Below are 25,910 nucleotides of genomic sequence, written 5' to 3'. Positions count from 1 at the left end.
GGAGAGATTTTGCTTTGGATATAAAGGATTTATTAGCCGCTGCCATTAAAGATGCAGCGCAAAAAGCTATCGATAACGGTACTTTGAAACCGGGTACTTTGCCCGAGGTTATGCTGGAGGTTCCGCCGCAAAAGGAATTCGGCGATTTTGCAACCAACTTTGCTATGCAGTCTGCCCGCAGCCTGCATTGTGCACCGCGTCAGATTGCACAGGCTGTTGTTGATAATCTGGACTGTGCTTCCGTAGATAAAATGGAAATTGCCGGCCCCGGCTTCATCAATTTCTATCTGAAACAAAACTGGACCGCTGATTTGCTGGCAGGTATTCTGGCTGCCGGTGAAAACTACGGCAATCTGCCTGCTAACGGCTTAGGCCGCGTGCAGGTTGAATATGTAAGTGCTAACCCCACCGGCCCGCTGCATGTAGGCCATGCCCGCGGTGCTGCTGTAGGCAGTGCTATGGTTAACCTGCTGCGTGCTGCAGGCTATGATGTTGAAAGCGAATATTATATCAATGATGCCGGCAACCAGATGAACAATCTGGCAAGCTCCGTCAATGCACGTTACCTGCAGCTGCTGAAGCTGGAGGAAATGGGCGGCGTTCCTGCTGACCTGACCGTTAAGCAGCTGGATGAAATGCCGACCGGCATTCCTTTCCCGGAAAACGGCTACCACGGTTATGATATCATTGAAACCGCTCAGCGTATTATCCGCATCTACGGCAAGGAATTCGTTGCTTTAGAGGAAAAAGAGCGTCTGGCTAAATTCCTGGAAATTGCTTATAAAGAAAAGCTGGCAGGCCTGAAAGAGGACCTGGAAGCATTCGGCGTAACCTTCGATGTATGGTTCAGCGAGCAATCCCTGCATGATGCCGATAAAATCCGTGAGGCTTGCAAATTCCTTGAGGAAAAAGGCTGTGTTTATGAAAAGGACGGCGCAAAATGGTTTAATTCCACCGCTTACGGCGATGACAAGGACCGCGTTGTTATCCGTGACAACGGCGTTTCCACCTACTTTGCTGCCGATATTGCATATCACCGCAACAAATTCGAGCGTGGCTTCGACCGCATCATCAACCTGTGGGGCGCTGACCACCACGGTTATATTGCCCGCGTGAAGGCTGCTGTAAATGCTTTGGGCTTTGATGCTGATAAGCTGGAGGTGCTGCTGCTGCAAATGGTACGTCTGTATCGCAACGGCGATATTGTTAAGCTGTCTAAGCGTACCGGCGAAACCATCACTCTGCGCGAGCTGATGGATGAGGTTGGCGTTGATGCGGCGCGTTACTTCTTCTGCATGCGCTCCTTAGACAGCCAGCTGGATTTTGATATGACTCTGGCTACTGAAAAATCCAATGAGAACCCGGTTTATTATATCCAATATGCGCATGCGCGTATCTGCAGCATTGCCCGTCAGCTTGCCGAAGCAGGCATTGAGGCTGTAGCTTTAGACGAGCTGAAGCTGGATACTCTGCAGGCTCCTGAAGAGCTGGCGCTGGTAAAAAAGCTTGGCGAATATCCAGAACTGCTTGCCCGTGCAGCTCGCGAACGCGCTGTACATCATGTGGCAACCTATACCTATGAGCTGGCAACTCTGTTCCACTCCTTCTATAACCAATGCCGTATTCTGGGCGTAGATACAGACTTACAGCAAGCCCGCATTGCTTTGGTTAAGGCAGTTGGTCACACCATTCGTCATGCTTTGGGTATTCTGGGCGTTTCTGCTCCGGAAAGAATGTAATTTAAGAAATTCTTTTGCAGGTGGCAGAGTCCTTGGGCTTTGCCGCCTGCAGTGAGTTTAGATACAATTTAATATTTTTATTGTATTGTAGCATTTTATGAAATCTGAGGGGGTTAAAAATCATGACTACTAATACCAAGTACATTTTTGTGACAGGCGGCGTTGTGTCTTCTTTGGGCAAGGGCATCACTGCTGCGTCTTTAGGCCGTTTGCTGAAAAGCCGCGGCTACAGGGTTACTATCCAGAAGTTCGACCCGTATATCAATATTGACCCGGGCACAATGAGCCCGTATCAGCATGGCGAGGTTTTTGTAACGGACGATGGTGCGGAAACTGACCTTGATTTGGGACATTACGAACGCTTTATTGATATCAACCTGTCAAAAAACTCCAATACGACCACAGGTAAGATTTACCAGAGTGTAATTAATAAAGAACGCCGTGGCGATTATCTTGGCGGTACCGTACAGGTTATTCCTCATATCACAAATGAAATCAAAGAGCGCGTTTTCCGCGTAGGCCAACAGGATAATGCCGATTTTGTTATTACAGAAATCGGCGGCACTGTAGGTGATATTGAAAGCCTGCCGTTTTTGGAAGCCATCCGTCAGGTAAAAAAGGATGTCGGCAAAAACGATGTGCTTTATATTCACGTTACACTGGTACCGTATATTTCCGCAGCCGGTGAGCTGAAAACCAAACCGACTCAGCATAGCGTAAAAGAGCTGCGCAGCATCGGTATTTCTCCTGATATTATCGTTTGCCGCAGCGAAAAGCCTATTTCCAAGGAAATGCGCGAAAAAATGGCTATGTTCTGCGACGTTGATCCGGAAGCAGTTATCCAAAACCTTACCGCAAGAAGCATTTATGAGGTACCGATGCTCATGGAGGAGCAGGGACTTGATACCATTGTTCTGCGCAAGCTGGAGATGGAAGATAAGCCGAAGGATATGCAGGGCTGGCATGATATGGTGGCCCGCATCCTGAAAAAATATGATAAGAAGGTAACTATTGCTGTAGTCGGCAAATATGTTGCTTTGCAGGATGCTTATATTTCTATTACGGAATCCTTGCGTCATGCGGCAGTTGCCAATGAAGCAGAGCTGGATATCCATTGGGTAAATGCCGAAGAAATCGAAGCAGATGATACTGATATGGCTAAGGTTATGGCCGGTGTTGACGGCATTCTGGTGCCGGGAGGCTTCGGTAACCGCGGTATTGAAGGCAAGATTAAGGCTATTCAATATGCACGTGAGCACAAGATTCCGTTCTTCGGTATCTGCCTGGGCATGCAGTGCGCAGTAATTGAATTTGCCCGTCACGTCTGCGGTATGGCTGATGCCAACAGCTCGGAGTTCAATCCGAACAGCACACATCCTGTTATCGACCTGATGCCGGAACAGATTGATGTTGAGGATTTGGGCGGTACGATGCGTCTGGGACTGTATCCGTGTAAGGTTTATCCCGATACGCTGACAAGCAAGGCTTACAATGCAGAGCTGATTTACGAACGTCATCGTCATCGTTATGAGTTCAACAATGCTTTCCGTGAGAAAATTGTGGGCAAGGGATTAGTTCTTGGCGGCACACTGCCTAATGGCCGTCTGGTAGAGATTGTTGAATTGCCTGAGAGTGAGCATCCGTGGTTCCTCGGTGCGCAATTCCATCCTGAATTTAAATCCCGTCCGACAAATCCGCATCCGTTATTCAGAGAGTTTGTGGGTGCGGCGGTAAAACATCACCAATAAGGTTATCCTGAAAGCGCTGAGCTTAAGCCGACGTTGCTTTCGGAAAATAAGAATACTCCTCTTAGGCACCTTAGGCGCAATTGCCGTAAGGCATACGCCTGAGGGGAGTTTTTGCTTGTGTTATACTATGATTAGGGAGGAGAGTGATTGAATGCTTAAGAAAATTTTTATCAGTGCGGTATTGATTCTGGCTGTGTTGAGCTTTGTTGTTTCATTGCTCAAGGGGAATAACAATGCCGAGAAAACTGTTACTGTACCTGACCGTGTGGCCGTAATCAATATTTCCGGTACGATTATCAGCGGTGCGGACAGCAAGGACAATATTTTCAGCCAGACCAATGGTGTAACAAGCGGCAGCATTATGAAGCAGATTCGTGAGGCTGCGGCTGATGACAGCGTCAAAGCATTAGTCCTGCGTATTGACAGCGGCGGCGGCAGTGCTACGGCTGCGGAAGAGGTCGGACGTGAACTGAAGCGCTTTAAGGAGAAAACCAAAAAGCCGATAGTTGCAACTATCGGCAATACCGGTGCCAGCGCTGCCTATTGGATTGCAGTCTGCGCCAGTGACAAGGTTTATGCCAATGCCACAACGCTTACCGGAAGTATCGGTGTGTATATGCCGTACATGAATACGGAGGAGCTGTTCAAGAAAATAGGCATCACCAGCAATAAGATTAAAAGCGGTCCCTATAAGGATATTATGAGCAGCGACAGACCGATGACACCTGAAGAACAGGCTATTTTGCAGAACATCGTCAACGAAATCTACGAGCAGTTCGTGACAACTGTTGCCGTAGGACGCAAGATGGAAGAAAGCAAGGTAAAATCCTTGGCTGACGGTCGTGTTTATACCGGTCTGCAGGCTAAGAATCTGGGCCTGGTAGATGAAATCGGCGATTATTACGATGCGCTTGCCGCAGCGGGTGAATTAGGCAAGATTAAGCCGGGTGCCGACGGACTGCCGCCGGTGAAGGCTAAGGAAAAACAGCAGCCGTGGGAGTTTTTGCTCAGCGCTCATATTGCGGAGCTGATTAAAACTGAGCTTGTAAATCAGCTGACAGGCAGCCTGCAGCAGAGCGGTGCGCCGGCAGGCGGTATGACGAGGTGATGAGCTATGAGGCGCAAAACCTTTGAGGTACTTTTTGAGCCCGGTGCAGGCATGGCTGCGATTGCCAAGCAGCCTTCTCTTTGGCGCAGTGCTTTTTATTTCACTCTCAGCTTCAGCTTTTTTGGCGTAGCAACAAACTGCTGGCTGTTGGATTCGCCGTTGGATGTGCGCTTCGGCATTATTATTGCTACGGTGCTGATTGCGGGAACAGCTTTAACGCTTTACGGTTTTTTGCTGCACGGCATTATGGAAACCTTCGGTGCGCTGGCGGGCGACCCGGTCGGGCTTATCTGCCTTTTGGGCTATACGACGTTGCCTTTTCTGCTGCTCACGCCGGGAGCTTTGCTGGCGGGCAGGATGGGTTTTAACGGCTTGCCGCTCTTAGGTGTGCTGTTTCTCATCGGCTGCCTGTGGATGCTGTATCTTCTGGTGCGGTCGCTGGAGGCGGTGTATCTTGTAGATGCCTTCCGTGCAGGTGTAACCGTAGTATTCAGCCTGTTTTTGCTGTATATTGTCTTTGTTTTGCCGTGGCAGGTTTGCCTGATGCTTTTGCTGTAAATAAAATTTAGATTGATTAATCAGAATAAACGTGTCATAATAAAGGTTGGACATAGAGTTAATTCTCTTGCGCTGCGCAAGCAGTGCTATTACCATATGAAATTATATTAAGGAGTGTTGTGAAGAATGAACAGAGAGCTTTCTTTGGAATTTGTACGTGTAACCGAGGCGGCAGCTATTGCCTGCGGTCATCTTGTAGGCAGAGGCGACAAGAACGGTGCTGACGGTCTGGCTGTTGATGCTATGCGTGCAGCTTTTGATACCGTAAATATTAAAGGTACCGTTGTTATCGGCGAAGGCGAAATGGATGAAGCACCGATGCTGTATATCGGCGAAGAAGTAGGTGCCGGCGGCCCTGAGGTTGATATCGCTGTTGACCCGATCGAGGGTACCAACCTGGTTGCTAAAGGACAAAACGGTGCTATCGCAGTTATTGCTATCGCTCCACGTGGCTGCCTGCTGCATGCTCCTGATATGTATATGGATAAAATCGCTGTCGGCCCCCGTGCTAAAGGCTGCATCGATATCAATGCTCCGATGAGCGAAAACTTGGCACGCGTTGCTAAAGCAATGGACCGTAAAGTAAGCGACCTGAACGTAGTTCTGCTGGACCGCGAACGTCATTACGGCCTGATGGACGAAATCCGTAAAGCCGGCGCTCGTATCTCCCTGATTACCGACGGCGACGTTAACCCGATTGTTGAATGCTGCATCGAAGGCAGCGGCGTGCATATGTACGTTGGTAAGGGTGGCGCTCCGGAAGGCGTTCTGGGTGCTGCTGCTGTTAAATGCCTGGGCGGCGATATGCAAGCTCGTCTGGTTCCAGAAGACGAAGCTCAGGTTCAACGCTGCCTGAAGATGGGTATTGCCGATGTTAACAAGGTGCTGACTCTGGATGACCTGGTAAAAGGCGATGACTGCATGTTTACTGCTACCGCTATTACCAACTGCAACATGCTGAACGGCCTGCGTTACTTCGGCGACGGCGTACGTACCCATACTATTTCTGCCCGTTACAAAACCGGCACCGTACGTTTTGTTGATGCTATTCACAGCCTGGACCGCAAAGTACTTGCTGTTAAGCTCTGATTTTAAAACAGATTATAGGGCTGTTACGTCTGTAACAGCCCTATTTATCAATTTGTATTGCCTATGGAAAATTTATTAGTCAATAAGGTTGCCGCTGTCAAGGAAGTACGGCAGGCGGCCGAATATCAAAAGAAAAAACAGGCCTGTATTTTAACCGGGTTGGCTGGAAGCAGCAAGCCGGTCTTTTTTGCTGCCGCAGATAAGCTGCTTGGCGGCAAGGGCAGCATGGCCTTTATTACTGCTTCGCGTGAGGAAATCCGTACTTATCGCCGCGAGCTTAATTATCTGTACCCGGATTTGCCGATGCAGGAGCTTTATCCTGTAAGCCTGCCGCATGTGCAGGCAGATACGCAGAGCCTGGAGCTGCAGGCAGGACGTGCGGCCGCACTACGCTTTTTGAGCGGTGAGGAGCGGGGCATTGTTTTCATTACGGCAGAGGCGCTGCAGCAAAAGCAACTGCGTCCGAGCGGTATGTCCGGCAAGGCGCTGCAGCTCGCTGTCGGCGAAGAGCACGAACAGCGTAATATAGCTGCCGCGTTGCTTGATTTGGGCTATGAGCGTACGGAGCAGGTTGATGCTTTGGGACAGTTCTGCTTGCGCGGTGATATTCTGGACGTGTACCCAATCAACAGCAGTACTGCGGTGCGTATCGAATGGTTCGACAATGAGCTTGATGCTATGCGCAGCTTTGATGTTGACACTCAGCGCAGTCTGCAGACTCTCACCAGTATCAAAATTGCTCCGCTGAAGGTAGATGAAAGCTTCAGCTATGATGCCGATATCTTTGAATATTGCGCTGCGGATACTATGGTAGTTGTTGATGAGCCGGTGCATGTTTTCAGTATGCTGGAAAAGCTGGACAAGGAAAACAAGGAGCATGCCTCCGAGCTTTTCGGGAAACAGGAGCTTATAGAGCAGCTTGCAGCCAACGGTGCTGTGCTGGTATCGGCGTTGGGACACAGCTATCTGCAGCAGCTGCCTTCGTTGAATATACCGGTGCGCGCGGTTGCGCCGTATAATAAGAATACCAATTTGCTGGTGGAGGATTTGCAGAACTGGCTGGCGGAGGGGATTACGCCGCTGATTATGCTTTCCGGCAGCATTAAGGCCCGTGGTTTTGCGGATAATCTGCGCAACTACGGATTAAAGGGACATTTTTCCCAAAAGAGCTTTGAGCCGGGAGTCGTCAATGTAACCTACGGCGATTTGGATCACGGCTTTCGCTTTTGGGATGAAGAATGGCTGCTGCTGACAGAAAATGATATTTTCGGCATGCAGAAGCGCAAACGCTTGCATACCAAAAACCAGGGCCAACAGCTGCAGTATTTTTCGGATATCAAGGCCGGAGATTACGTTGTTCATAAGGTTCATGGTATCGGCCGTTATATAGGCGTAGAAAACGTCGAGGTTGACGGCATCCACCGTGATTATCTGCTTTTGGCCTATGCCGGAGATGATAAGCTGTATGTTCCGGTAGAGCAGGTCGGCATGCTGCATAAATATGTCGGCAGCGAGGGAAGTGTGCCGCGTCTGTCGAAAATGGGCGGCAATGACTGGAAACGCACTACGGCCAAGGCTGCTAAGGCGATTACGGAGCTGGCGGAGGAGCTGCTGCGTTTATATGCACAGCGGCAGATTATGCCGGGGCATGCCTTTTCACCAGACTGTCAGCTGCAAAAGGACTTTGAAGCAGCCTTTCCCTATGAGGAAACACCGGACCAGCTGAAGGCGATTGCCGAAATCAAAGCTGATATGGAAAAGCCGCAGCCTATGGAGCGTCTGCTCTGCGGTGATGTCGGTTACGGAAAAACCGAGGTGGCCTTGCGTGCTGCCTTTAAGGCTGTGCTTGACGGTAAGCAGGTGGCTGTATTGGCACCTACAACAGTGCTGGCACAGCAACATTATATTACCTTCAAGGAGCGCGTGCGCAATTTCGGTGTAGAGGTTCGTCTGCTGAACCGCTTTTGTACGCCGAAGGAGCAGCGCACTGTTCTGCAGGAGGTTGCCGACGGTAAGGTTGATATTCTTATCGGTACGCACCGTCTGCTGCAGCCGGATGTGAATTTTACCAGCCTCGGCCTGCTGATTATCGATGAGGAGCAGCGCTTCGGTGTTGCCCAAAAGGAAAAAATTAAGAAATGGCATCTCGGTATAGATGTCTTGTCGCTTTCGGCAACACCTATTCCGCGTACTCTGCATATGGCGCTGGTCAACGGCCGTGATATGAGCGTTATCGAATCGCCGCCGGAGGACCGCTTGCCTGTTGAAACCTATGTCAGCGAATATAACGACGGCATGATTAAGGAAGCACTCGAGCGTGAGCTGCGCCGCGGCGGCAGAATTTACTATATCAGCAACCGCGTCAGCGCTTTGGAGCCGTTGGCTGCCAAGCTGCGCCGTCTGGTACCGGGCATCAGCATCAAAATTGCCCACGGGCAGATGAATGAGGACGCATTAGAGGATGCCATGATTACCTTCTATGAGGGCGGCTGCGACGTGCTTTTGTGTACGACGATTGTGGAAAACGGGCTGGATGTACCGCTGGCGAATACGATTATTATCGACGGTGCCGACAACTTCGGCCTTTCGCAGCTTTACCAGATGCGTGGCCGTGTAGGACGCAGCTCGCGTCTTGCTTATGCTTACTTTGTTTATCAGCCTAATAAGGCGCTGAGTGAAATTGCCGAAAAGCGTCTGCAGGCCATCCGTGATTTTACGGAGCTGGGCGCAGGCTTTAAGATTGCTATGCGCGATCTGGAAATCCGCGGTGCCGGCAATCTGCTGGGACCGCAGCAGCACGGACATATTACCGGCATAGGCTTTGCCGCTTATTGCGAGATGCTGGAAAAAACCATTGAACGCCTGAAAAACGGCAAGGAGGCCGAGCCTGAGCCGGAGCCGGTTCTGGAAATTCAGGCAGAGGCCTATATTCCGGACAGCTATATTCCGGATCCGCGTTATAAAATGGAGCTGTATCGTCGCTTCAGCGAGCTGGAATATTCACAGCGGGAGGATTTTCTGGACGAAATTATCGACCGCTTCGGCAATCCGCCGCCGGAGGTGGAAATGCTCTGGCGTTTGGCAGCGCTTAAGGGCTTGTGCCGAGTGCTGAAAATCCGTGGCGTAAATGTGCATCAGGGAATTATCCGCCTGACCTTCGGCGAGAAGGCACAGGTAAACCCGGAGGCAGTTCTGAAGCTGCTGATGCAGCATCCTAAGACGATGACATTGAAAAACGGTCAGGAGCAGCAGCTGACGTACAGAATGGGTACGTCAAAGCAGGAGCCCCTGGCGTGGCTGGAGCAGACTTTGCCTGCTCTGATATTAGAAGATTGATTTAAAGGAGGTGAAAGCAGGAAATGAGCAGTGATAAATTTTTGCGCGGCGCGATGATTCTGACATTGGCAGGACTGATGGTAAAGGTTATCGGTTCTGTGAACCGCATCCTGCTTTCACGTCTGCTGGGCGGCGAGGGTATCGGTCTTTACCAGATGGCTTATCCCGTATACCTTTTGCTGCTTGCGATTTCTGCGGCCGGCATTCCGGTGGCAATATCGATTATTGTCGCAGGCTTTTTGGCGCAGAAGGACTATGCTAATGTGCGTCAGGTGTTTCGCGTTTCGCTGCGCCTGATGGCCTGCGTGGGTGCGGTGTTGGCGGTTTGTCTGGTGTTGGCGGCGGGCTGGTTGGTTGATGCCGGCGTGATTACCGATGCGCGTGCCTATTATTCGCTTATAGCACTGACACCGGCAATTTTCTTTGCTACGATTCTGGCCAGCTTCCGCGGGTATTTTCAGGGACATCAGCTGATGACGCCGCCTGCGGTGTCGCAGATTGTGGAACAGTTTATCCGCGTAGTGACGATGGTAGTGCTGGCGTATGTGCTGCTGCCCTACGGTCTGGAATACGCTGCTGCCGGCGCTGCCTTCGGCGCTGTGCCGGGAAGTCTGACCGGTCTTGTGGTTATGGGCTGCTTTTATCGCTATTACCGGAAGCAGTGGCAGGCTGCAGCAAGCACGGAGCAGGCACCTGCTGACGAGCTTGTGCGCAGCAGCGCGCTGATTAAACGCCTGCTGCTGCTGGCGCTGCCTGTGTCCTGCGCTAATATCCTGGTGCCTGTTACCAGCAGCATTGACGTATTGCTGGTTCCAGGCCGATTGATTGACAGCGGTCTTAGTGTGGAGCAGGCGACGGCGCAGTTCGGTTATCTGGCAGGCATGGCACAGCCCTTGCTCTTAATGGCCACGATACCGACGATGTCGCTGGCAACAAGCCTTGTGCCTGCTGTTTCCGAAGCCTTTGCTTTGAATAAATGGCAGATTATCGAGCAAAAGGCAGCAACCGCGATGAAGCTGTGCTGCCTGATAACTGTGCCTGCTTCCGTAGGCATGTGGGTATTGGCGGAGCCTATCAGCCGTCTGCTGTACGGTACGGCGAAGGCTGGCGTTGCTATTATGCATTTGGCGCCTGCCATCTGCCTTTTAGGCCTGCAGCAGGTTACAACAGGTATGCTGCAGGGAATGGGGCACACCAATCTGCCGATGCTGAATATGCTTATCGGTATTGCAGCCAAGCTGGTTGCCGTCTGTCAGCTGACGAATGCGGAATACGGTATTGCCGGCGCAGCGTGGGCAACGAACATAAACTTTGGCGTGACGGCGCTGTTGAATATTATAGCGTTGTATAAATTAAGTATAAGATTTTCCTGGCTCAGTATTGCGAAAATCATCGCCGCAGCAGCGGTGATGGGCGCTGTTGCCGTAGAAGCGCATACGCTGCTTGGCGGTGCATCGCCTGCTTTGGCAACAATCGCCGCTATGCTGGCTGCCGGGATAAGCTATATCATATTGCTGCCGCTTTTAGGCGTGCTGAACAGACAGGAACTGCGTCAGCTGCCGGTAGTGAAACGATTTTTTAAATAATTAAGAAAGAAGGCGTACTATCATGGGAACAATTACAATTGTCGGCTTAGGCCCCGGTGCTGTGGGACATCTTTCGTTGGAAACTATGGGACTTCTGCAAAACTGCGCTCAGGTTATCCTGCGCACGGCGGTGCATCCCACCGTTGCCGAGTTGGAAAAGCAAAACGTAAAATTTACCTCATGTGACGATTTATACGAAAAGGCTGCTTCCTTTGAAGAAGTATATGATAGCGTTGTCGAGCGTGTGCTGGCAGCAGCGCAGAACGGCGATGTTGTTTACGCAGTACCAGGCAGCCCGCTGGTTGCGGAAAAAACCGTTGTTTTAATGCGCACAGCTGCTAAGGCGCAGGGCGTTAAGCTGGTGATTAAGCCGTCTATGAGCTTCTTGGACTTGGCTTACGTTGAGCTGGGCATCGACCCGATTGCCGGCCTGCAGATTATTGACGCGCAGGATTTTGCGGAGATTGCAAGTGCTGGTCAGCATCCGCTGATGATTACTCAGGTTTACAGCCAGATGGTGGCCGGCGATTTGAAAATTGCGCTGATGGATGTACTGCCTGACGAATACGAAATTTATTTCCTGCGCAATCTTGGCCTGCCTGACGAGGAATGCCGTCCGATTAAGCTGTTCGAGCTGGACAGACAGCCGAATATCGACCATCTTACGAGCGCTTACGTTCCGCCGATGCCTGAGGGAGCAGAGGATACTGTATTTGAAAATGTTGACGATGCGGAAGCTGTTCCCGGTATTATTACCTTTGGCGAGGATGAGGACGAATTTGCCGAGGAAGGCGAAGAAGAAGGCTATGCGGAAGACTTTTTGCCGGAAGCAGGCTTTGATGATTTCGACATCCAGCCCTTGGCTGATGTTATGCGCACCCTGCGTGAGCCTGACGGCTGCCCATGGGACAGAGAGCAGACACACAAATCTATCCGCAGCAATATGATTGAAGAGGTTTACGAATATCTGGAGGCTGTGGATGCTGACGATGTTGACGGCATGCGTGAGGAGCTTGGCGACTTGCTCATGCAGGTTGTTTTCCATGCCCGCATGGCACAGGAGGCAGGCCGCTTTGATCTGCAGGACGTTATCGACGAGGTTGTAGATAAGCTTATCCGCCGGCATCCGCATGTTTTCGGTGACACACATGTCGACAACAGCGATGATGTGCTGGTAAATTGGGAGGCTATCAAAAAGCAGGAAAAACAGGAGCGCAAGCATGTATTGGACGGCGTATCTCAGGGACTGCCGGCGCTGCTGCGTTCCTATAAGCTGCAGAGCAAGGCTGCCAAGGTCGGCTTTGACTGGCAGGACAGCGCATCCGTATGGGCTAAGGTACAGGAGGAGCTGGGCGAGCTGCAGGAGGCTTTGCAGGCAGGCGATAAGGCTGCTGCCGAGAGTGAGCTTGGCGATGTACTGTTTGCCGTGGTAAATTATGCGCGTCATAACGGCATTGAGCCGGAGGTAGCTTTGGATGGCACGAATAACCGTTTCGCTTCCCGCTTCAATTACGTGGAAGAACAGGTTGAAGGCAGCGGTAAAACATGGCAGGATTTCACTTTGAACGAGCTGGATGAATTTTGGAATCAGGCTAAGGAATTGGAGCGCAAGAGCGATTTATAAGGTTAATTTGCAATAAAGTTACTAAAATAATGCTATTTTCCCCGTAATTTATAAATATTTTCGGAAAAGGCTTGCAGGAAAACGGTTTAGAGTGTAGAATACTATTGCTAGTTAAATATGAGTTACGTTACGAAGTTACGTGCTCCGCAAGCATTTGCAATAATAACTAAAGTCATAATTAAGGAGGAATTTTTGATGAACAAGACTGAGTTAATCGCTGCTGTTGCTGAAAAAGCCGGCTTAACCAAAAAAGACGTTGAGAAAACTATCACCGCTACCTTGGAAACCGTTAAAGAGGTAGTTGCTAAGGGTGACAAAGTACAAGTAGTAGGCTTTGGTACTTTTGAAGCACGTGCTCGTAAAGAACGTGAAGGTAAAAATCCGCAAAATGGTGAGAAGGTAGTTATTCCTGCTGCAACCATCCCTGCTTTCAAAGCCGGTAAAGCTTTCAAGGATGCTGTTAACGTAAAATAATAAGCTGTTTTAGTGCTTTAGGCCCGGCAGCTGCTGCCGGGCTTTTCTAAAGATATACTGCGGAATACTCAATGCTGGGGGGCTATGATATGGTTAGACGTCGTGTAAGACATAAATCTAAAGCTTTTAATGTCTTTATGATGCTGCTGTTTGTTGCCTGCCTGTTCGTTATCGGCAAGCAGGAGTATTCTATTTATCAGACTAAACAGGAGCAGGCTGCTACACAGCAACGTATTGCTGCTTTAAAAAAACAGAAGACTGAGCTGGAGGCAGAGCGTAAACGTCTGGATGACCCGCGTTATATTGAAAAGCTCGCCCGTGAGGATTACAACATGGTGGGTAAAGACGAGGTGCCACTGTTTATAGTTGATGAGAAAAAATAAGGCAGAACAAGAAATGATAGCTTTTGTTCTGCTTTTTTTATTGACACCATGAAAAATTAAAGAGTATAATACAAGAGTATTAAGAAATTTTAAGGGGGATTTTTTTCTCGATGTCACTTGAAGTAGGTGCAATTGTAGAGGGTGAAGTTACAGGTATCACCAATTTTGGCGCATTTGTCCAACTGCCTGAGGGCAAGGTTGGCCTGATTCACATTTCTGAGGTTTCTAATGTTTATGTAAAAGACGTGCATGACTTTTTAAAGGAGCACGACAAGGTTAAGGTTAAGGTATTATCTGTAGATGATCGCGGCAAAATTGGTCTGTCTATTAAACAGCTCACACCGCCGCCGGCTCCGCAACCGAGACCGCAGCGTCCGCAAAATGATAACTGCGAGCGCCGCAACAATAATGGTATGCGTCCGCAAGGCGACAATCGTGAACGCCGTGGCGGTATGCGCCCGCAAAGCGCAAGACCTATGGCTCCCGTTTCCTTTGAGGATAAATTATCTAAATTCCTGAAAGACAGCGATGACCGTATGCTGGATTTAAAACGTAATACTGAGTCCAAACGCGGTGGTCGTGGTGCCAGACGTGATAAATAAGCAAGCTGGTAATTAATGAAATGGCACTCCTGAGAGTGCCTTTTCTTTTATAGCATAGAAAAATGCGATATGACACGTTTAAACCGCTGCTGAAGGAGATATGCTATGAGGCAGATTGCACCTGCAGTCTATAAGCTGCGCAAAACAATTAAAAATTTGCTGCAGCCCGAGGCTCATTATCTGTTGGCTGTTAGCGGTGGTGCCGATTCTCTGGCTTTGGCACATGCCTGTGCTGCCTTGGCAGCGCAAGGCTGGGGAAGCTACAGCGTCTGTCACGTTGAGCACGGACTTCGTGGCGAAGAGGCTCTGCGCGACATGCAGGCTGTGCAGCGTGCCTGCAAGGATTGGGGACTGCCCTGCTTTACAGAGCATGTGCAGGCTGCATCCTATGCGGCACAGAACCGGCTTTCTACCGAAGATGCTGCGCGCCGCCTGCGTTATGCGGCGCTTAGGCGCATAGCGGAGCAGCAGGGCGCTGCGGCGATTGTTACGGCGCATCACGAGGGTGATCAGGCTGAAACGCTGCTCTTAAGGCTGTTGCGCGGCGCAGGGCTTCAAGGACTTGCCGGAATGCGGGCGCAGCAGGACGATATCATCAGACCGCTGCTTACGTTGCCGAAAAGCCTGCTGGAGGAATACTGCAGCGCCGAAGGCATTGCAGTCTGCTATGACAGCACCAACGCTGATACGGCGTATACGCGCAATCGTGTACGTCTGGAGCTTGTGCCGTATCTGGAGCGCAGCTTCAACCACAATGTGGTGCCGACTTTGGCGCGTACTGCCGCCTTGTTGGCGCAGGATGCGGAATGTCTGGAGCAAATGGCTGACGATGCTTACAGGCAGCTGGTGCGCAGGCAGGAGAATGCTGTCAGTTTGCCGGTGACGCAGCTTACGGCGCTGCACAGTGCCGTAAGGCTGAGAGTATTGCGACGCGCGTATTTCGAGCTGGGCGGTGAGGAGCTGTCCTTCGAGCGTAGTCAGGCTATTGATTCCTTGCTGATTAGGCGCAGCGGCGGCAAGTTTATCCAGTTGCCGCAGGGAATAAACGTAGTCTACAAAAATAAACAGCTTATTTTTGTTAAAATAATATAAAGTATAAGGAGAATGAAAAAATGCATGACGATATTAAGACAGTTTTGCTGACTAAAGAAGAAATTGATGCCCGCGTACAGGAAATGGGCAAGCAGATTGCTGCCGATTATGCAGGCAAGGAGCTTGTTGTCATTGTGCTGCTGAAGGGTGCTGCCTGGTTCGCTACCGACCTGACTCGCGCTATTGATATGCCGCTGCGCGTAGACTTCATGGTTGCTTCTTCCTATGGCAACGGAACCAGCACCAGCGGTAGTGTTAAGGTTAAGCTGGATGTCAGCGAAGATATCAAGGGTAAGGACGTGCTGGTAATCGATGATATCATTGACAGCGGCGTTACCTTTGCCTCTATCACCGATATGCTGCGTCACTACAAGCCCGCAACTCTGAAAACCGCTGCTCTGTGCGACAAGGCCGAGCGTCGTGTAAACGGTCTGGAGGCTGATTATGTAGGTTTTAAAATTCCTGACGAATTCGTTGTCGGTTACGGTCTGGACTATGCAGGCGATTACCGCAATCTGCCGTTTATCGGTATCCTGAAGCCTGCTGTATACGCACGCAAATAAAAGCCTGTAAATTGCATAAAACAGTTGCTAGTTTTTCCTATCTATAATATAATAAAATATTATGAGCTAAGTGGAAGGAGGCTACGTGCTTGAATAAATTTTTTAAGAACGTACTTTTTTATCTGCTGATTATCATGGTAATTATCTGGATGTTTGACCTTTACGGTGAAAAGAATTCTAAGCCTGCCGATATAAGCTATACCAGCTTTATGCAGCATGTACAGCAGGACGAAATTAAACAGGTAACTATTGTTGATAATGTTATCAGCGGTAAATTAAAGGATGGCAAGGAATTTTCTACCGTTGCGCCTAATGACAGCAAGCTGGTAGAAAAGCTGGAAGCAAAGAAAGTAGACATTAAGGCAGAGCTGCCGCCGCAGCCACCTTGGTGGATGAGCATTCTCAGCTCTATTTTGCCGATGCTGATTATCGTAGGCCTGTGGTTCATGCTGATGAATCAGGGCGGTGCCGGTGGCGGCAAGGTGATGAACTTTGGCAAGAGCCGTGCGCGTCGCTACGATGAGGAAAAACTGAAGATAACCTTTAAGGATGTTGCCGGTGCTGAAGAAGCCAAGCAGGAGCTGGAAGAGGTTGTTGAATTCCTGAAGCATCCGCAGAAGTATAATGACTTGGGAGCTAAGATTCCTAAAGGTGTTTTGCTCTATGGCCCTCCGGGTACAGGCAAAACCTTGTTGGCGAAGGCAGTTGCCGGTGAAGCAGGAGTTCCGTTCTTCAGTATTTCCGGTTCTGACTTTGTAGAAATGTTTGTCGGTGTCGGCGCTTCGCGTGTACGCGACCTGTTCGACCAGGCAAAGAAAAGTGCACCCTGCATCGTATTTATCGATGAGATTGATGCCGTAGGCCGTCAGCGCGGCGCAGGTCTTGGCGGTGGGCATGACGAGCGTGAGCAGACTCTGAACCAATTATTGGTTGAGATGGACGGTTTCAGTGCTAACGAAGGCATTATTATGATTGCCGCAACCAACCGTCCAGATATTCTGGACCCGGCGCTGCTGCGTCCCGGCCGTTTCGACCGCCAAATTGTAGTAGACCGTCCTGATATCAAGGGACGTACCGAAATACTGAAGGTACATGTTAAGGGCAAGCCGATGGGACCGGATGTAAATCTGGACGTAATCGCTCAGCGTACACCCGGCTTTACCGGTGCCGATTTATCCAACCTGGTTAATGAAGCAGCGCTGCTGACTGCCCGTAAGGACAAGAAGGCTATCAATATGCCGGAAATGGAAGAGGCTGCCGAGCGTGTTATCATGGGACCGGAGCGCAAGAGCCGTGTCATCAGCGATAAGGAAAAACGCCTGACTGCTTACCATGAAGGTGGTCATACCATCGTTGGTATGCTGCTTGAGCATACTGATCCTGTACATAAGGTTACTATCATTCCGCGTGGCCGTGCTGGTGGTTATACCCTGAGCCTGCCTAAGGAAGATAAGTATTATGCAACCCGCAGCGAAATGCTCGATGAGCTGAAGGTGCTGTTGGGTGGCCGTGTTGCTGAAGCTCTGGTACTGAAGGAAATCTCCAGCGGTGCCAGCAATGATCTGCAGCGTGCAACTCAACTGGCACGCCAGATGATTTGCGAATACGGTATGAGCGAAAACATCGGACCTGTAACCTTTGGTCATCGTCAGGATCAGGTATTCCTGGGCCGCGACATTGCCCGCGACAAGGATTACAGTGAAGAAGTGGCAGCCGAAATTGATAAAGAGGTACGATCCTTTATGGAAGATGCCTATGCTGCTACTGAAAAGCTGCTGTCTGACAATATTGACAAGCTGCATGTGATTGCTAAAGCTCTGATGGAGAAGGAAACTCTGGAAGAGGAAGAAATCAACCAGCTGGTAAAATACGGTCATATCCTTACCGCAGAAGAAAAGCTGCAATTAGTACAACAATCTGTTGTGGATGAGGAAATAGCTGCTGCTCCCGTTGCCGACGCTGACGTAAATGCTGAAGTGCCTGCTGCCGAAGCAGATGTACCGAAATCCGCTGCGAATGCAGACGAAGAAGCACCAAAAGAATAAAAGCAAAAAAATAACGCTCGCGTTCGAAAGAACGTGGGCGTTTTTTTGCGTTTAGTTAAAGTTTCGGAAAAACTCCAAAAACCCCTCCGCTGCAGGCGATAATTTATGCTCCTTACTCCAATACAACGTCTGATCAAAATGCAGCTTCTCATCAACAAGCTGCTGTCGCACCATCTCCTGCGGCACAGCATCACCCTCCAACGCCGCAACAACCGCAACTCCCAGTCCGCTTGTCGCAAAGGTAAGCGCACTCTCCGCCGTAGTGGCAATAAAGGCAACATTAGGCTTAACAGCATAATCCTTAAACACATTGCGCAAAAGCGCATAGCTGCCATAATTACAGCACAAGGGCACACCTGCCAAATCCTCCGGCGAAAGCATACTTTTATTTGCCCACGGAACCGCAAATCCGGCATTATAGAAAGCATAAAAATTCTCCCGCTGCACCTTGATAGTAGCAAAATTATGCGCTGCAGGCAGCGGCGCATTGGCAAAGGCAAAATCAATGCTGCCTGCCTCCAGCTGCTGCTGCTGCTGCTCTACCGTAGCATCGTGAAACTGATAACTGATACCGGGATTTTCCTTGGCAAAGGGAATAAGATAGCTGCGCAGGAAGTAGTCGGTGCGCACATGTGACACGCTGAAGCGCAGCGTACCTGCGGCACGCCTGCCGAAGGCCTGCATACGCAGACTGATATCATCTTCCGTATTGCACAGCTGACGCGCCTGCTGCAAAAAGGTTTCGCCTGCTTCCGTCAGTTCAATGTGGCGCTTACCGCGCTGCATTTTGAAAAGCTGCACGCCGTAGTTTCTTTCGATAGCCTTCATCTGCGCGCTGAGCGCCGGCTGTACGATGCCCAGACGTTTCGCTGCGGCGCTGAGATTACCTGTTTCGGCAACAGTGATAAAGTTTCTGTAAAAAGCAAAATCCATAGCAGTATCTCCTTAAAATATCAAAGAATATGATTATAATAATCAAAATAAAGTCTTTTACTTAATTATAGAACGGGAGTAGAATTAAGTAAACGCAAAAATAGAAGGAAAACTTCTATTGAACTCGGAGAGGAAGCTGTTATTTATGAAAAAACACCGTTCGTTGAATGTTATCTCAGGTCCCTTACTTTTTCTTGTCGTCCTGCTTGTATTGGCGCCTATAATTGAATTTAAGCAGGCGGCCGCTATTGCCACGATTTTCTGGATGGGCCTTTGGTGGGTGCTGCGTCCGGTAAATATCGCCGTAACCTCGCTGCTGCCGATTCCGCTGAACGCTATCTTCGGCATGGTGCCGATGGAGGGGATTATCAGCAAATACTTTTCGGAAATCGTCGTGCTGCTGGTCGGCAGTGATCTTATCAGCCTGGTGTGGGAAAAAACACATCTTGATAAGCGTCTGGCGATTAAAAGCCTTTGCGGATTGGGAACATCGATGCGGGAGCAGATTTGCGTCTGGCTGGTGGCTTCAACGTTGCTGTCTATCTTTCTGCCAAACGTCGTCGTTGTTATGATTCTTTTGCCGGTAGCTGTAAGCATGTTGCGCTTTTTGGGACAGCAGCAGATTACCGATAATCCCGTAGCAACACCAATTCTGTTGGCTATCGTCTGGGGCGCAGGCTTCGGCGGCTTCGGCTCACCCTTAGGCAGCAGCTCCAACCTGGTAGCAATCAGCTATCTGGAAAAGCTTACGGGACATGAATTCATGTATGTGGATTGGCTTATCCGCTTTCTGCCGCTGCTGTTCATCATCATGTTGCTGATTATGGCTTATCTGCTGCATCTGCCGCTGCCTGTTAAACGTCTTGACGGCGGCAAGGAATATTTCCGTGCTGCCTATGATAAGCTCGGGCCGATGAGCCGCGGTGAAAAGTTAGGATTGTGGCTTTTTATTCTCGCAACAGGTTTGGCCTTCGTCCGTCCGCTTTACGTGCAGTATTTGCCGCTGATGAAGCCTGCGTATGTTTTCTTCACCTTCGGTATGCTCACCTTTATGTTGCGCAACGAAACAGGTCAGCTGCTTCTGACCTGGCGTGAGGCTGAAAAGGGCATCATGTGGGGGATGATTTTCCTTTTTTCCGGCGGTCTGGCGTTGGGACAGCTGATTACGAAAACCGGTGCGGCAACGCAGATTGCTAAGGTAATTACGCTGCTGCCGTTAAGCGGAGGTTGGGAAACGATGTTCAGCCTGACGCTGTTTGCCACATTCCTGACGGAAATAAGCAGTAATACTGCGGCGGCTTCTATCTCAATTCCGGTAGTACAAAGCATTTCGCAGCAGCTGGGGTTGAACCCCATTCCTTATATCCTGACCTCGATTGTTGCCGTTAACTGTGCTTTTATTCTGCCGGTCAGCACACGTGCCGTAGGTGTAACCTACGGTTTGAACCCTGATGATTTACTGAAAAACGGCCTCAAGCTTTCAATAATCTGCATGCTGCTCGTAAGTGCGCTTGGCTGTATCTGCATGCATTGCTGGAGTCTTTTCAATCATCTTTAGAGTAGCCTTCTTTGTTTACTCCCTTGTCATTGTTGGGATGGCGGTGGAGTATTTTTGTAGAGAATTGTGAAGAAGTACGCTTGAAAATGATGCAAAACAGCGGAAAAAAGAGGAAAATAGATTTTTTTTGTAAAATCGCTGATTTTAGTGCATTTTTTGCTATACAAACACGGTTTTTTGTAGTAAAATCATATCACAAGAATTTTGGCGGAACGGAAGGTTCCACACATATGCTCAAGAAAGGTTGTGTTATTAAGGTAATGAACGAGCAATCCATGAATAGAAGTTTAAAGAACAGACACTTACAGATGATTTCTTTAGGTGGCATTATCGGCAGCTGTTATTTTTTAGGTGCCGGATATGCGATTGAGCAGGCCGGACCTGCTATTATTCTTTCTTATCTTTTTGGCGGTGCAATCGTCTTATGCGTTATGCTGTGCCTGGCGGAGCTGGCTGTAGCTAAGCCTATTTCCGGTTCCTTTGTTACCTACGCACGTGAGAATATATCTTCAACCTGGGCTTGTGGCGTTGGCTGGGCCTATTGGCTGAACTGGATGGCTTACGTGCCGTCTGAAATGATTGCTGCGGGTATCATTATGAATAATTTTGTACCTGCCGTCAGTCAACTGTGGTGGGCAATTCTTTTTGGCCTGCTAGTGACTGTAATTAACCTTTTTCATGTTGATAATTTCGGTGAAAGCGAATTTTGGCTTTCCATTATCAAAATTGCTGCCCTTGTGGGTTTCTGCGGCGTTGCCGGTTTAATAGTCTGCGGTCTTGTTGGTGACCAGGGCTATTTAGGTGCTAAGGTGCTGCTGGGCCAAGGCGGCTTTGCTCCTCAGGGATATTGGCCGATTGTGCTGACCATGGTTATTATTCTGGTTAACTTCCAAGGTACCGAAATCATCGGTCTGGCTGCGGGCGAATGCAAGGATCCTGCTAAAAGCATTCCTATTGCGGTTCGTAATGTTTCCTGGCGTGTCATTGCTTTATATATCATTCCTATTACATTATTGCTGTCCATTATGCCGTGGGATAAGGCCAGCCTGAAGGAGAGCGTGTTTGCCGCTGCTTTGGCGGAATACGGCTTTGAAGGCTTAGCTTCTGCGATTGCCTTTGTAGTGCTGGTTGCAGGTGTTTCCTGCGCTAACTCCGGACTGTATGGCGGTGCTCGTGCGCTGCATGCACTGGCTCGTATGGATATGGCTCCGGCGTTTTTGGGCAAGCTCAATAAAAACGGTATGCCGCAGAATTCCATTATCGTTTCTGTATGTGCCTGCTGGGCAGTTATCGTTTTCTACACCTTTAATCCCGATTCTACACTGTATACTTATTTGCTGGCAGTATCCGGCTTTACCGGAGCGATGGCTTGGATTTCCATTTGCTGGAGCCAATATAAATTCCGCCGCCGTCTGATTGCCGAAGGCAAGGAGGATACTCTGAAGTATAAAACACCGTTCTTCCCGTATGTTACGCATTTCGGTATCTGGTCGCAGGTTTTCTGCCTGGCAGTAATTGCTTTGACACCGGATTTACGCCAGACGCTGTACGCTGGCGTACCGATGCTGGTGGTGCCGATGCTGTGCTATCGTTGGCGTAAGCATCAAAAGAGTTTACTCCAGACTAAAACTCAGGTAGCAATGGCCCATAAATCTTAAAAGTATATGGAGGTTGCCGCAGATGCGGCAGCCTCTTTTTATGTAATGCACGAAAATATAAGAATATAGCAGAGCCTTTTGAGTATAATGCCGGAAGGTGTTATAATAGTTGTTAAAAGGAGAATGGTTATGCAATTAGTAGTAGATAAAATCGCCAAAGCATTTGGCATTCATGAAATATTTAAAGACGTCAGCTTCATGGTGGAGCAAGGCGAGCACGTTGGCCTTGTCGGCGTCAACGGCAGCGGCAAGACTACGCTGCTGCGTTGCCTGCTGCAGCCTGAATGGGTTGACAGCGGTGCGGTAAAATTTGAACCCGGTATCAGCGTGGGCTATGTACAGCAGGGCTTTACCGATATCAGAGGTACTATCTGGCAGTTTATGCAGACAGCCTGCCCGGAAATCGGCAGCCTGCGCCAAAAGCTGGCACAGCTTGAGGCTGATTCCGGCAAGCTGCAGGGCGAAAAGCTGGACAGCTGCCTGGAGGAGTACGGACGCGTACTTAAGCGCTACGAATTTATTGACGGCTATAATTACGAAAACCGCATTAAGCGTGTGCTTATCGGGTTGGGCTATACCGAGGATTGGTGGCAGCATGATGCGGCAACGCTGAGCGGCGGTCAGAAAACACGTCTGATGCTGGCGGCGGCACTGGTGCGTAATCCCGACTTTATGATTCTGGACGAACCGACGAACCATTTAGATATTGTAATGACGCAGTGGCTGGAAAAGTATTTGCAGGAATTTAAGGGCGGTCTGCTCGTTGTCAGCCATGACCGTGCCTTCCTCGATAATGTTGCTATGCGCATTATGGAAATGGAGGGCGGCAAGCTGCAATCCTTTAAGGGCAATTACACCCGCTATCTGGAGCAGAAGGCGATTCAGAGCAGTACGCTGACTGCTGCCTATAATGCGCAGCAGGATTATATTGCGCGCACCGAGGCATATATCCGTCGCTTCAAGGCAGGCATCAAGAGTAAAATGGCGCGTGGTCGTCAGTCACAGCTCGACCGTCTGGAGCGTATTGATGCGCCGGTGCAGCATGAGGAGTTTGAGCTGCGTTTGCCGCCGGCTGCCGAATGTGCGGACAGAGTGCTGATTATGGAGGACCTGACCATCGGCTACGGCGAGAAGATACTGGCCAAAGGTATTAACCTTACACTACGCCGCGGTGAAAAGGCAGCGCTTTTGGGTGCCAACGGTACCGGCAAGACGACGCTGCTGCGTACTATCTTGGGCGAAATTGCACCGCTGAAGGGCAAGGCCAAGATTGGCAGCAGAGTGCAGATCGGTTATTTTTCGCAGAGCTATGAGCGCTTAAACCCGGAGCAGACGCTGTTGGAAAACTTTGTTGTTGAATACGGCTTTACGGAAGAGTATACACGCTCTATGCTTGGCGGCATGCTGTTCCACGGTGATGATGTGTTCAAAAAAATCGGCGAGCTGAGCGGCGGTCAGAAGGCACGCCTGGTGCTGCTGAAGCTGGTGTTGGACGGTGCTAACTGTCTGGTGCTTGACGAACCGACAAACCATCTGGATATTATGGCACGCGAAGCAGTAGAGGCCGCGTTGGAATCCTTTGACGGCACAGTGCTGGTAGTCAGCCATGACCGTTACTTTGTCAACGAGGTTGCCGACCGCATCTGGGAAATTGAAGATTTAGAGGTTAAGGACTATAAGGGTAACTACGATTTCTACCTCGAAGAAAAACAGAAAAAGGCTGCTGCTTTGGCGCAGGCACAGGAGGAAGCGGAAAAGGCTGCAGCCTATGCGGAGGCACAGGCTAAAAAGCAGCAACAGACTGCAGCAGCGCCGGTAAAGGAGAAAAAGCAAGAGGATAAAAAACGTCGTTACAGTCCGGACGAGGCTGCACGACTGTTGCCCAAGGTAGAGCTGCAGATTCGTGAGCAGGAGGCCATGATGGGCCTTTTGGAAAAGCAGATGGCGGACCCGGCAAATCACACCAGTCCAGAGCATAGCGCAGCGATGGCAGCAGAGCATGAGGAATACGAGCAAACCATTGCTGAGCTGATGGAAAAATGGGAGCTGCTGATGGAAGCGGCGGAGGATGCCTGATGGAAGATAAAAAGTATATGCAGCTGGCACTGGCTGAGGCACGCAAGGCCGCAGAGCTTGGTGAAATTCCTATCGGCGCGGTACTGGCGGATATGACAACAGGTGAGGTTATCGCCGCCGCGCACAATATGCGTGAAACGTGGCATGACGCAACGGCGCACGCTGAGGTCATTGTCATCCGCGAGGCCTGCGAGCGCCTGGGGCGCTGGCGTCTGAGCGGTTGTGCGCTTTACGTTACCGTTGAGCCCTGCCCGATGTGCAGCGGTGCCATTGTCAACGGCCGTGTCGACCGCGTTGTTTACGGCTGTCATGATGTGAAGGCCGGCGGTGCGGAATCAATTTTCAATATTATTACGAATCCTAATCTCAATCACTGCGCTGAAGTTATCAGCGGCATCTGTGAGGAGGAATGCGCGCAGGTAATGCGCGACTTTTTCCGCCGTCGCCGTCAGGAAAACAAGGCGAAGCGCAAGAGTGAAGCCGGTGCGCCGCAGGAATAATTTCGTCAGGCGGTTGCCAAGACAGGATTTTTCTTATATAATATTAATGTTAATCTGATGCGAATATTTCGCCATAACAGAATAATGGAGACGTAGCGAAGTGGTCATAACGCGGCTGACTCGAAATCAGTTTGCCGTTTGCGCGGCACGTGGGTTCGAATCCCACCGTCTCCGCCAACGAAATTCAATCCCGCAGCTTATCCGGCTGCGGGATTTTTAGTGTGTAACATATTTATCATTTTAGTAGGTTTTATCGCTTATTAGTTAAATTCTTCTGCTTTTTGTTTGCCAAAGATGTCGCTAACTGTTAAAATGTCATACGAATGCTTTTGATTTTGGGGGATAAATATGACATCGGAAAAAATAATTGATATCTTAAAAAACGGTAAAATTCATCTGTCGTGCGAGCTGTTTCCGCCTAAGCAGGGAGCAGAGCTGCAAAACAGTCTGGAGATTGTCAACAAAATTGCAGCCAGCACGCCGTCCTATATGAGCGTCACCTATGGCGCAGGCGGCAGCACGGTAGGCTATTCGGCAGCACTGGCCAAAAAAGTAGAGGATAACGGCATGCCGGCTCTGGCTCATCTGACTTGTGTAAAGGCTGATGAAGCAAAGCTGGCAGAGGTACTTGGACAGCTGCAGGGCTTTGGCGTAAAAAATATTCTGGCGCTGCGCGGCGATATCCCGGCAGATATGCAGGGCGAGGAAATCGGCAGCTTTGCTCATGCCAGTGAGCTGATGCGGTTTGTAAAGCAGCAGGGTGATTTCTGTGTTGGCGGTGCTGCTTATCCCGAAGGCCATCCCGAATCGGGTTCGCTGGAAAAGGATATAGAAAACACCAAGTACAAGGTGGATGCAGGTGTTGACTTTTTGGTGACACAGATGTTTTTTGATAATACGATTTTGTATAACTATATGTTCCGCCTTCTGCGTGCGGGCATCAATGTGCCGGTGGTGCCGGGCATTATGCCGGTGACGAATGCTAAGCAGATTATCCGCATCTGCCAGCTGAGCGGTACTAAGCTGCCGCCGCAGTTCCGTGCGATGGTAGAAAAGTTTGCCGATAAGCCGGAGGCACTGAAGCAGGCAGGTATCGCCTATGCTACCGGTCAAATTATTGATTTGATTGCTAATGGTTTTGACAATGTACATATCTACACGATGAACAAGCCGGAAATTTTTGCCGGTATTATGAATAATCTCGGAGAGATTGTAGATAAATAGTCCTGCGCTACGGC

Annotated in this window: 20 protein-coding genes and 1 tRNA gene; 20 read left to right on the top strand and 1 reads right to left on the bottom strand. The window is 49.8% G+C overall.

What is annotated here, in order from left to right; genetic code table 11:
• The first annotated feature begins 14 nt into the window (after positions 1-14).
• From argS to ftsH, 14 genes are all read left to right on the top strand, one after another.
• Complete coding sequence (gene argS / locus M5E81_RS09750) at positions 15-1,739, top strand: arginine--tRNA ligase (RefSeq protein WP_249747398.1); 1,725 nt, start codon at positions 15-17, stop codon at positions 1,737-1,739.
• 122 nt (positions 1,740-1,861) lie between these two features.
• On the top strand, positions 1,862-3,487 hold the full coding sequence (locus M5E81_RS09745) for a CTP synthase (protein WP_249747397.1): 1,626 nt from the start codon (positions 1,862-1,864) through the stop codon (positions 3,485-3,487).
• Positions 3,488-3,638: 151 nt separating this feature from the next.
• Complete coding sequence (gene sppA / locus M5E81_RS09740; protein ID WP_249747396.1) at positions 3,639-4,595, top strand: signal peptide peptidase SppA; 957 nt, start codon at positions 3,639-3,641, stop codon at positions 4,593-4,595.
• A gap of 6 nt (positions 4,596-4,601) precedes the next feature.
• Positions 4,602-5,153 (top strand): YIP1 family protein, encoded by a 552-nt coding sequence (locus M5E81_RS09735; RefSeq protein WP_009146029.1) that lies wholly within the window; start codon positions 4,602-4,604, stop codon positions 5,151-5,153.
• Positions 5,154-5,279: 126 nt separating this feature from the next.
• On the top strand, positions 5,280-6,242 hold the full coding sequence (glpX, locus tag M5E81_RS09730) for a class II fructose-bisphosphatase (RefSeq protein ID WP_009146030.1): 963 nt from the start codon (positions 5,280-5,282) through the stop codon (positions 6,240-6,242).
• A 63-nt stretch (positions 6,243-6,305) separates the two neighbouring features.
• Complete coding sequence (gene mfd / locus M5E81_RS09725) at positions 6,306-9,578, top strand: transcription-repair coupling factor (protein ID WP_249747395.1); 3,273 nt, start codon at positions 6,306-6,308, stop codon at positions 9,576-9,578.
• 23 nt (positions 9,579-9,601) lie between these two features.
• Positions 9,602-11,164, top strand: a complete 1,563-nt coding sequence (locus tag M5E81_RS09720) for a putative polysaccharide biosynthesis protein (RefSeq protein WP_249747394.1) — start codon at positions 9,602-9,604, stop codon at positions 11,162-11,164.
• Positions 11,165-11,186: 22 nt separating this feature from the next.
• The gene (mazG, locus tag M5E81_RS09715) at positions 11,187-12,788 is read left to right on the top strand and encodes a nucleoside triphosphate pyrophosphohydrolase (protein ID WP_249747393.1); all 1,602 of its coding nucleotides are present in this window, start codon (positions 11,187-11,189) and stop codon (positions 12,786-12,788) included.
• A gap of 195 nt (positions 12,789-12,983) precedes the next feature.
• The gene (locus tag M5E81_RS09710) at positions 12,984-13,262 is read left to right on the top strand and encodes an HU family DNA-binding protein (protein WP_040565310.1); all 279 of its coding nucleotides are present in this window, start codon (positions 12,984-12,986) and stop codon (positions 13,260-13,262) included.
• Between the two features lie 89 nt (positions 13,263-13,351).
• Positions 13,352-13,645: an FtsB family cell division protein gene (locus M5E81_RS09705; RefSeq protein ID WP_249747392.1), complete on the top strand. Its 294-nt coding sequence runs from the start codon at positions 13,352-13,354 to the stop codon at positions 13,643-13,645.
• A 110-nt stretch (positions 13,646-13,755) separates the two neighbouring features.
• On the top strand, positions 13,756-14,247 hold the full coding sequence (locus M5E81_RS09700; RefSeq protein WP_009146036.1) for a S1 domain-containing RNA-binding protein: 492 nt from the start codon (positions 13,756-13,758) through the stop codon (positions 14,245-14,247).
• Between the two features lie 105 nt (positions 14,248-14,352).
• On the top strand, positions 14,353-15,339 hold the full coding sequence (gene tilS, locus M5E81_RS09695) for a tRNA lysidine(34) synthetase TilS (RefSeq protein WP_009146037.1): 987 nt from the start codon (positions 14,353-14,355) through the stop codon (positions 15,337-15,339).
• A 20-nt stretch (positions 15,340-15,359) separates the two neighbouring features.
• A complete protein-coding gene (gene hpt / locus M5E81_RS09690; protein WP_009146038.1) occupies positions 15,360-15,902 on the top strand; it encodes a hypoxanthine phosphoribosyltransferase in 543 nt (180 codons plus the stop codon).
• An 89-nt stretch (positions 15,903-15,991) separates the two neighbouring features.
• Positions 15,992-17,947, top strand: coding sequence for an ATP-dependent zinc metalloprotease FtsH (ftsH, locus tag M5E81_RS09685; RefSeq protein ID WP_272881128.1), 1,956 nt, complete (start codon positions 15,992-15,994; stop codon positions 17,945-17,947).
• Between the two features lie 51 nt (positions 17,948-17,998).
• Here the strand turns inward: ftsH and M5E81_RS09680 are convergent, their stop codons facing one another.
• The gene (locus M5E81_RS09680) at positions 17,999-18,880 is read right to left on the bottom strand and encodes a LysR family transcriptional regulator (protein ID WP_249747391.1); all 882 of its coding nucleotides are present in this window, start codon (positions 18,878-18,880) and stop codon (positions 17,999-18,001) included.
• Between the two features lie 145 nt (positions 18,881-19,025).
• On the opposite strand from M5E81_RS09680, the gene M5E81_RS09675 reads away from it, so the two are divergent.
• The 6 genes from M5E81_RS09675 to M5E81_RS09650 all read left to right on the top strand — a co-directional run bounded on the left by M5E81_RS09675 (position 19,026) and on the right by M5E81_RS09650 (position 25,896).
• Positions 19,026-20,438, top strand: coding sequence for an SLC13 family permease (locus tag M5E81_RS09675; protein ID WP_009146048.1), 1,413 nt, complete (start codon positions 19,026-19,028; stop codon positions 20,436-20,438).
• 260 nt (positions 20,439-20,698) lie between these two features.
• Positions 20,699-22,096 (top strand): amino acid permease, encoded by a 1,398-nt coding sequence (locus tag M5E81_RS09670; RefSeq protein ID WP_187363714.1) that lies wholly within the window; start codon positions 20,699-20,701, stop codon positions 22,094-22,096.
• A gap of 129 nt (positions 22,097-22,225) precedes the next feature.
• Positions 22,226-24,172, top strand: a complete 1,947-nt coding sequence (locus tag M5E81_RS09665) for an ABC-F family ATP-binding cassette domain-containing protein (protein ID WP_230197169.1) — start codon at positions 22,226-22,228, stop codon at positions 24,170-24,172.
• On the top strand, positions 24,172-24,672 hold the full coding sequence (gene tadA, locus M5E81_RS09660; RefSeq protein WP_009146051.1) for a tRNA adenosine(34) deaminase TadA: 501 nt from the start codon (positions 24,172-24,174) through the stop codon (positions 24,670-24,672). Before M5E81_RS09665 ends, tadA begins: the two co-directional genes overlap by 1 nt.
• A gap of 86 nt (positions 24,673-24,758) precedes the next feature.
• A tRNA-Ser gene (locus M5E81_RS09655) sits at positions 24,759-24,849 on the top strand.
• 171 nt (positions 24,850-25,020) lie between these two features.
• A complete protein-coding gene (locus M5E81_RS09650; RefSeq protein ID WP_009146052.1) occupies positions 25,021-25,896 on the top strand; it encodes a methylenetetrahydrofolate reductase in 876 nt (291 codons plus the stop codon).
• Positions 25,897-25,910 lie beyond the last annotated feature (14 nt).

The sequence above is a fragment of the Phascolarctobacterium succinatutens genome (genome assembly GCF_023497905.1).
Classification (GTDB): Bacteria; Bacillota; Negativicutes; order Acidaminococcales; family Acidaminococcaceae; genus Phascolarctobacterium_A; species Phascolarctobacterium_A succinatutens.
This window is presented reverse-complemented; position numbering and strand designations above follow the sequence as displayed.

Coding starts and splice junctions, on each gene's coding strand:
- M5E81_RS09745 (WP_249747397.1), top strand. CDS start 1,862: ATGACTACTAATACCAAGTACATTTTTGTGACAGGCGGCGTTGTGTCT.
- sppA (WP_249747396.1), top strand. CDS start 3,639: ATGCTTAAGAAAATTTTTATCAGTGCGGTATTGATTCTGGCTGTGTTG.
- M5E81_RS09735 (WP_009146029.1), top strand. CDS start 4,602: ATGAGGCGCAAAACCTTTGAGGTACTTTTTGAGCCCGGTGCAGGCATG.
- glpX (WP_009146030.1), top strand. CDS start 5,280: ATGAACAGAGAGCTTTCTTTGGAATTTGTACGTGTAACCGAGGCGGCA.
- mfd (WP_249747395.1), top strand. CDS start 6,306: ATGGAAAATTTATTAGTCAATAAGGTTGCCGCTGTCAAGGAAGTACGG.
- M5E81_RS09720 (WP_249747394.1), top strand. CDS start 9,602: ATGAGCAGTGATAAATTTTTGCGCGGCGCGATGATTCTGACATTGGCA.
- mazG (WP_249747393.1), top strand. CDS start 11,187: ATGGGAACAATTACAATTGTCGGCTTAGGCCCCGGTGCTGTGGGACAT.
- M5E81_RS09710 (WP_040565310.1), top strand. CDS start 12,984: ATGAACAAGACTGAGTTAATCGCTGCTGTTGCTGAAAAAGCCGGCTTA.
- M5E81_RS09705 (WP_249747392.1), top strand. CDS start 13,352: ATGGTTAGACGTCGTGTAAGACATAAATCTAAAGCTTTTAATGTCTTT.
- M5E81_RS09700 (WP_009146036.1), top strand. CDS start 13,756: ATGTCACTTGAAGTAGGTGCAATTGTAGAGGGTGAAGTTACAGGTATC.
- tilS (WP_009146037.1), top strand. CDS start 14,353: ATGAGGCAGATTGCACCTGCAGTCTATAAGCTGCGCAAAACAATTAAA.
- hpt (WP_009146038.1), top strand. CDS start 15,360: ATGCATGACGATATTAAGACAGTTTTGCTGACTAAAGAAGAAATTGAT.
- M5E81_RS09680 (WP_249747391.1), bottom strand. CDS start 18,880: ATGGATTTTGCTTTTTACAGAAACTTTATCACTGTTGCCGAAACAGGT.
- M5E81_RS09675 (WP_009146048.1), top strand. CDS start 19,026: ATGAAAAAACACCGTTCGTTGAATGTTATCTCAGGTCCCTTACTTTTT.
- M5E81_RS09670 (WP_187363714.1), top strand. CDS start 20,699: ATGAACGAGCAATCCATGAATAGAAGTTTAAAGAACAGACACTTACAG.
- M5E81_RS09665 (WP_230197169.1), top strand. CDS start 22,226: ATGCAATTAGTAGTAGATAAAATCGCCAAAGCATTTGGCATTCATGAA.
- tadA (WP_009146051.1), top strand. CDS start 24,172: ATGGAAGATAAAAAGTATATGCAGCTGGCACTGGCTGAGGCACGCAAG.
- M5E81_RS09650 (WP_009146052.1), top strand. CDS start 25,021: ATGACATCGGAAAAAATAATTGATATCTTAAAAAACGGTAAAATTCAT.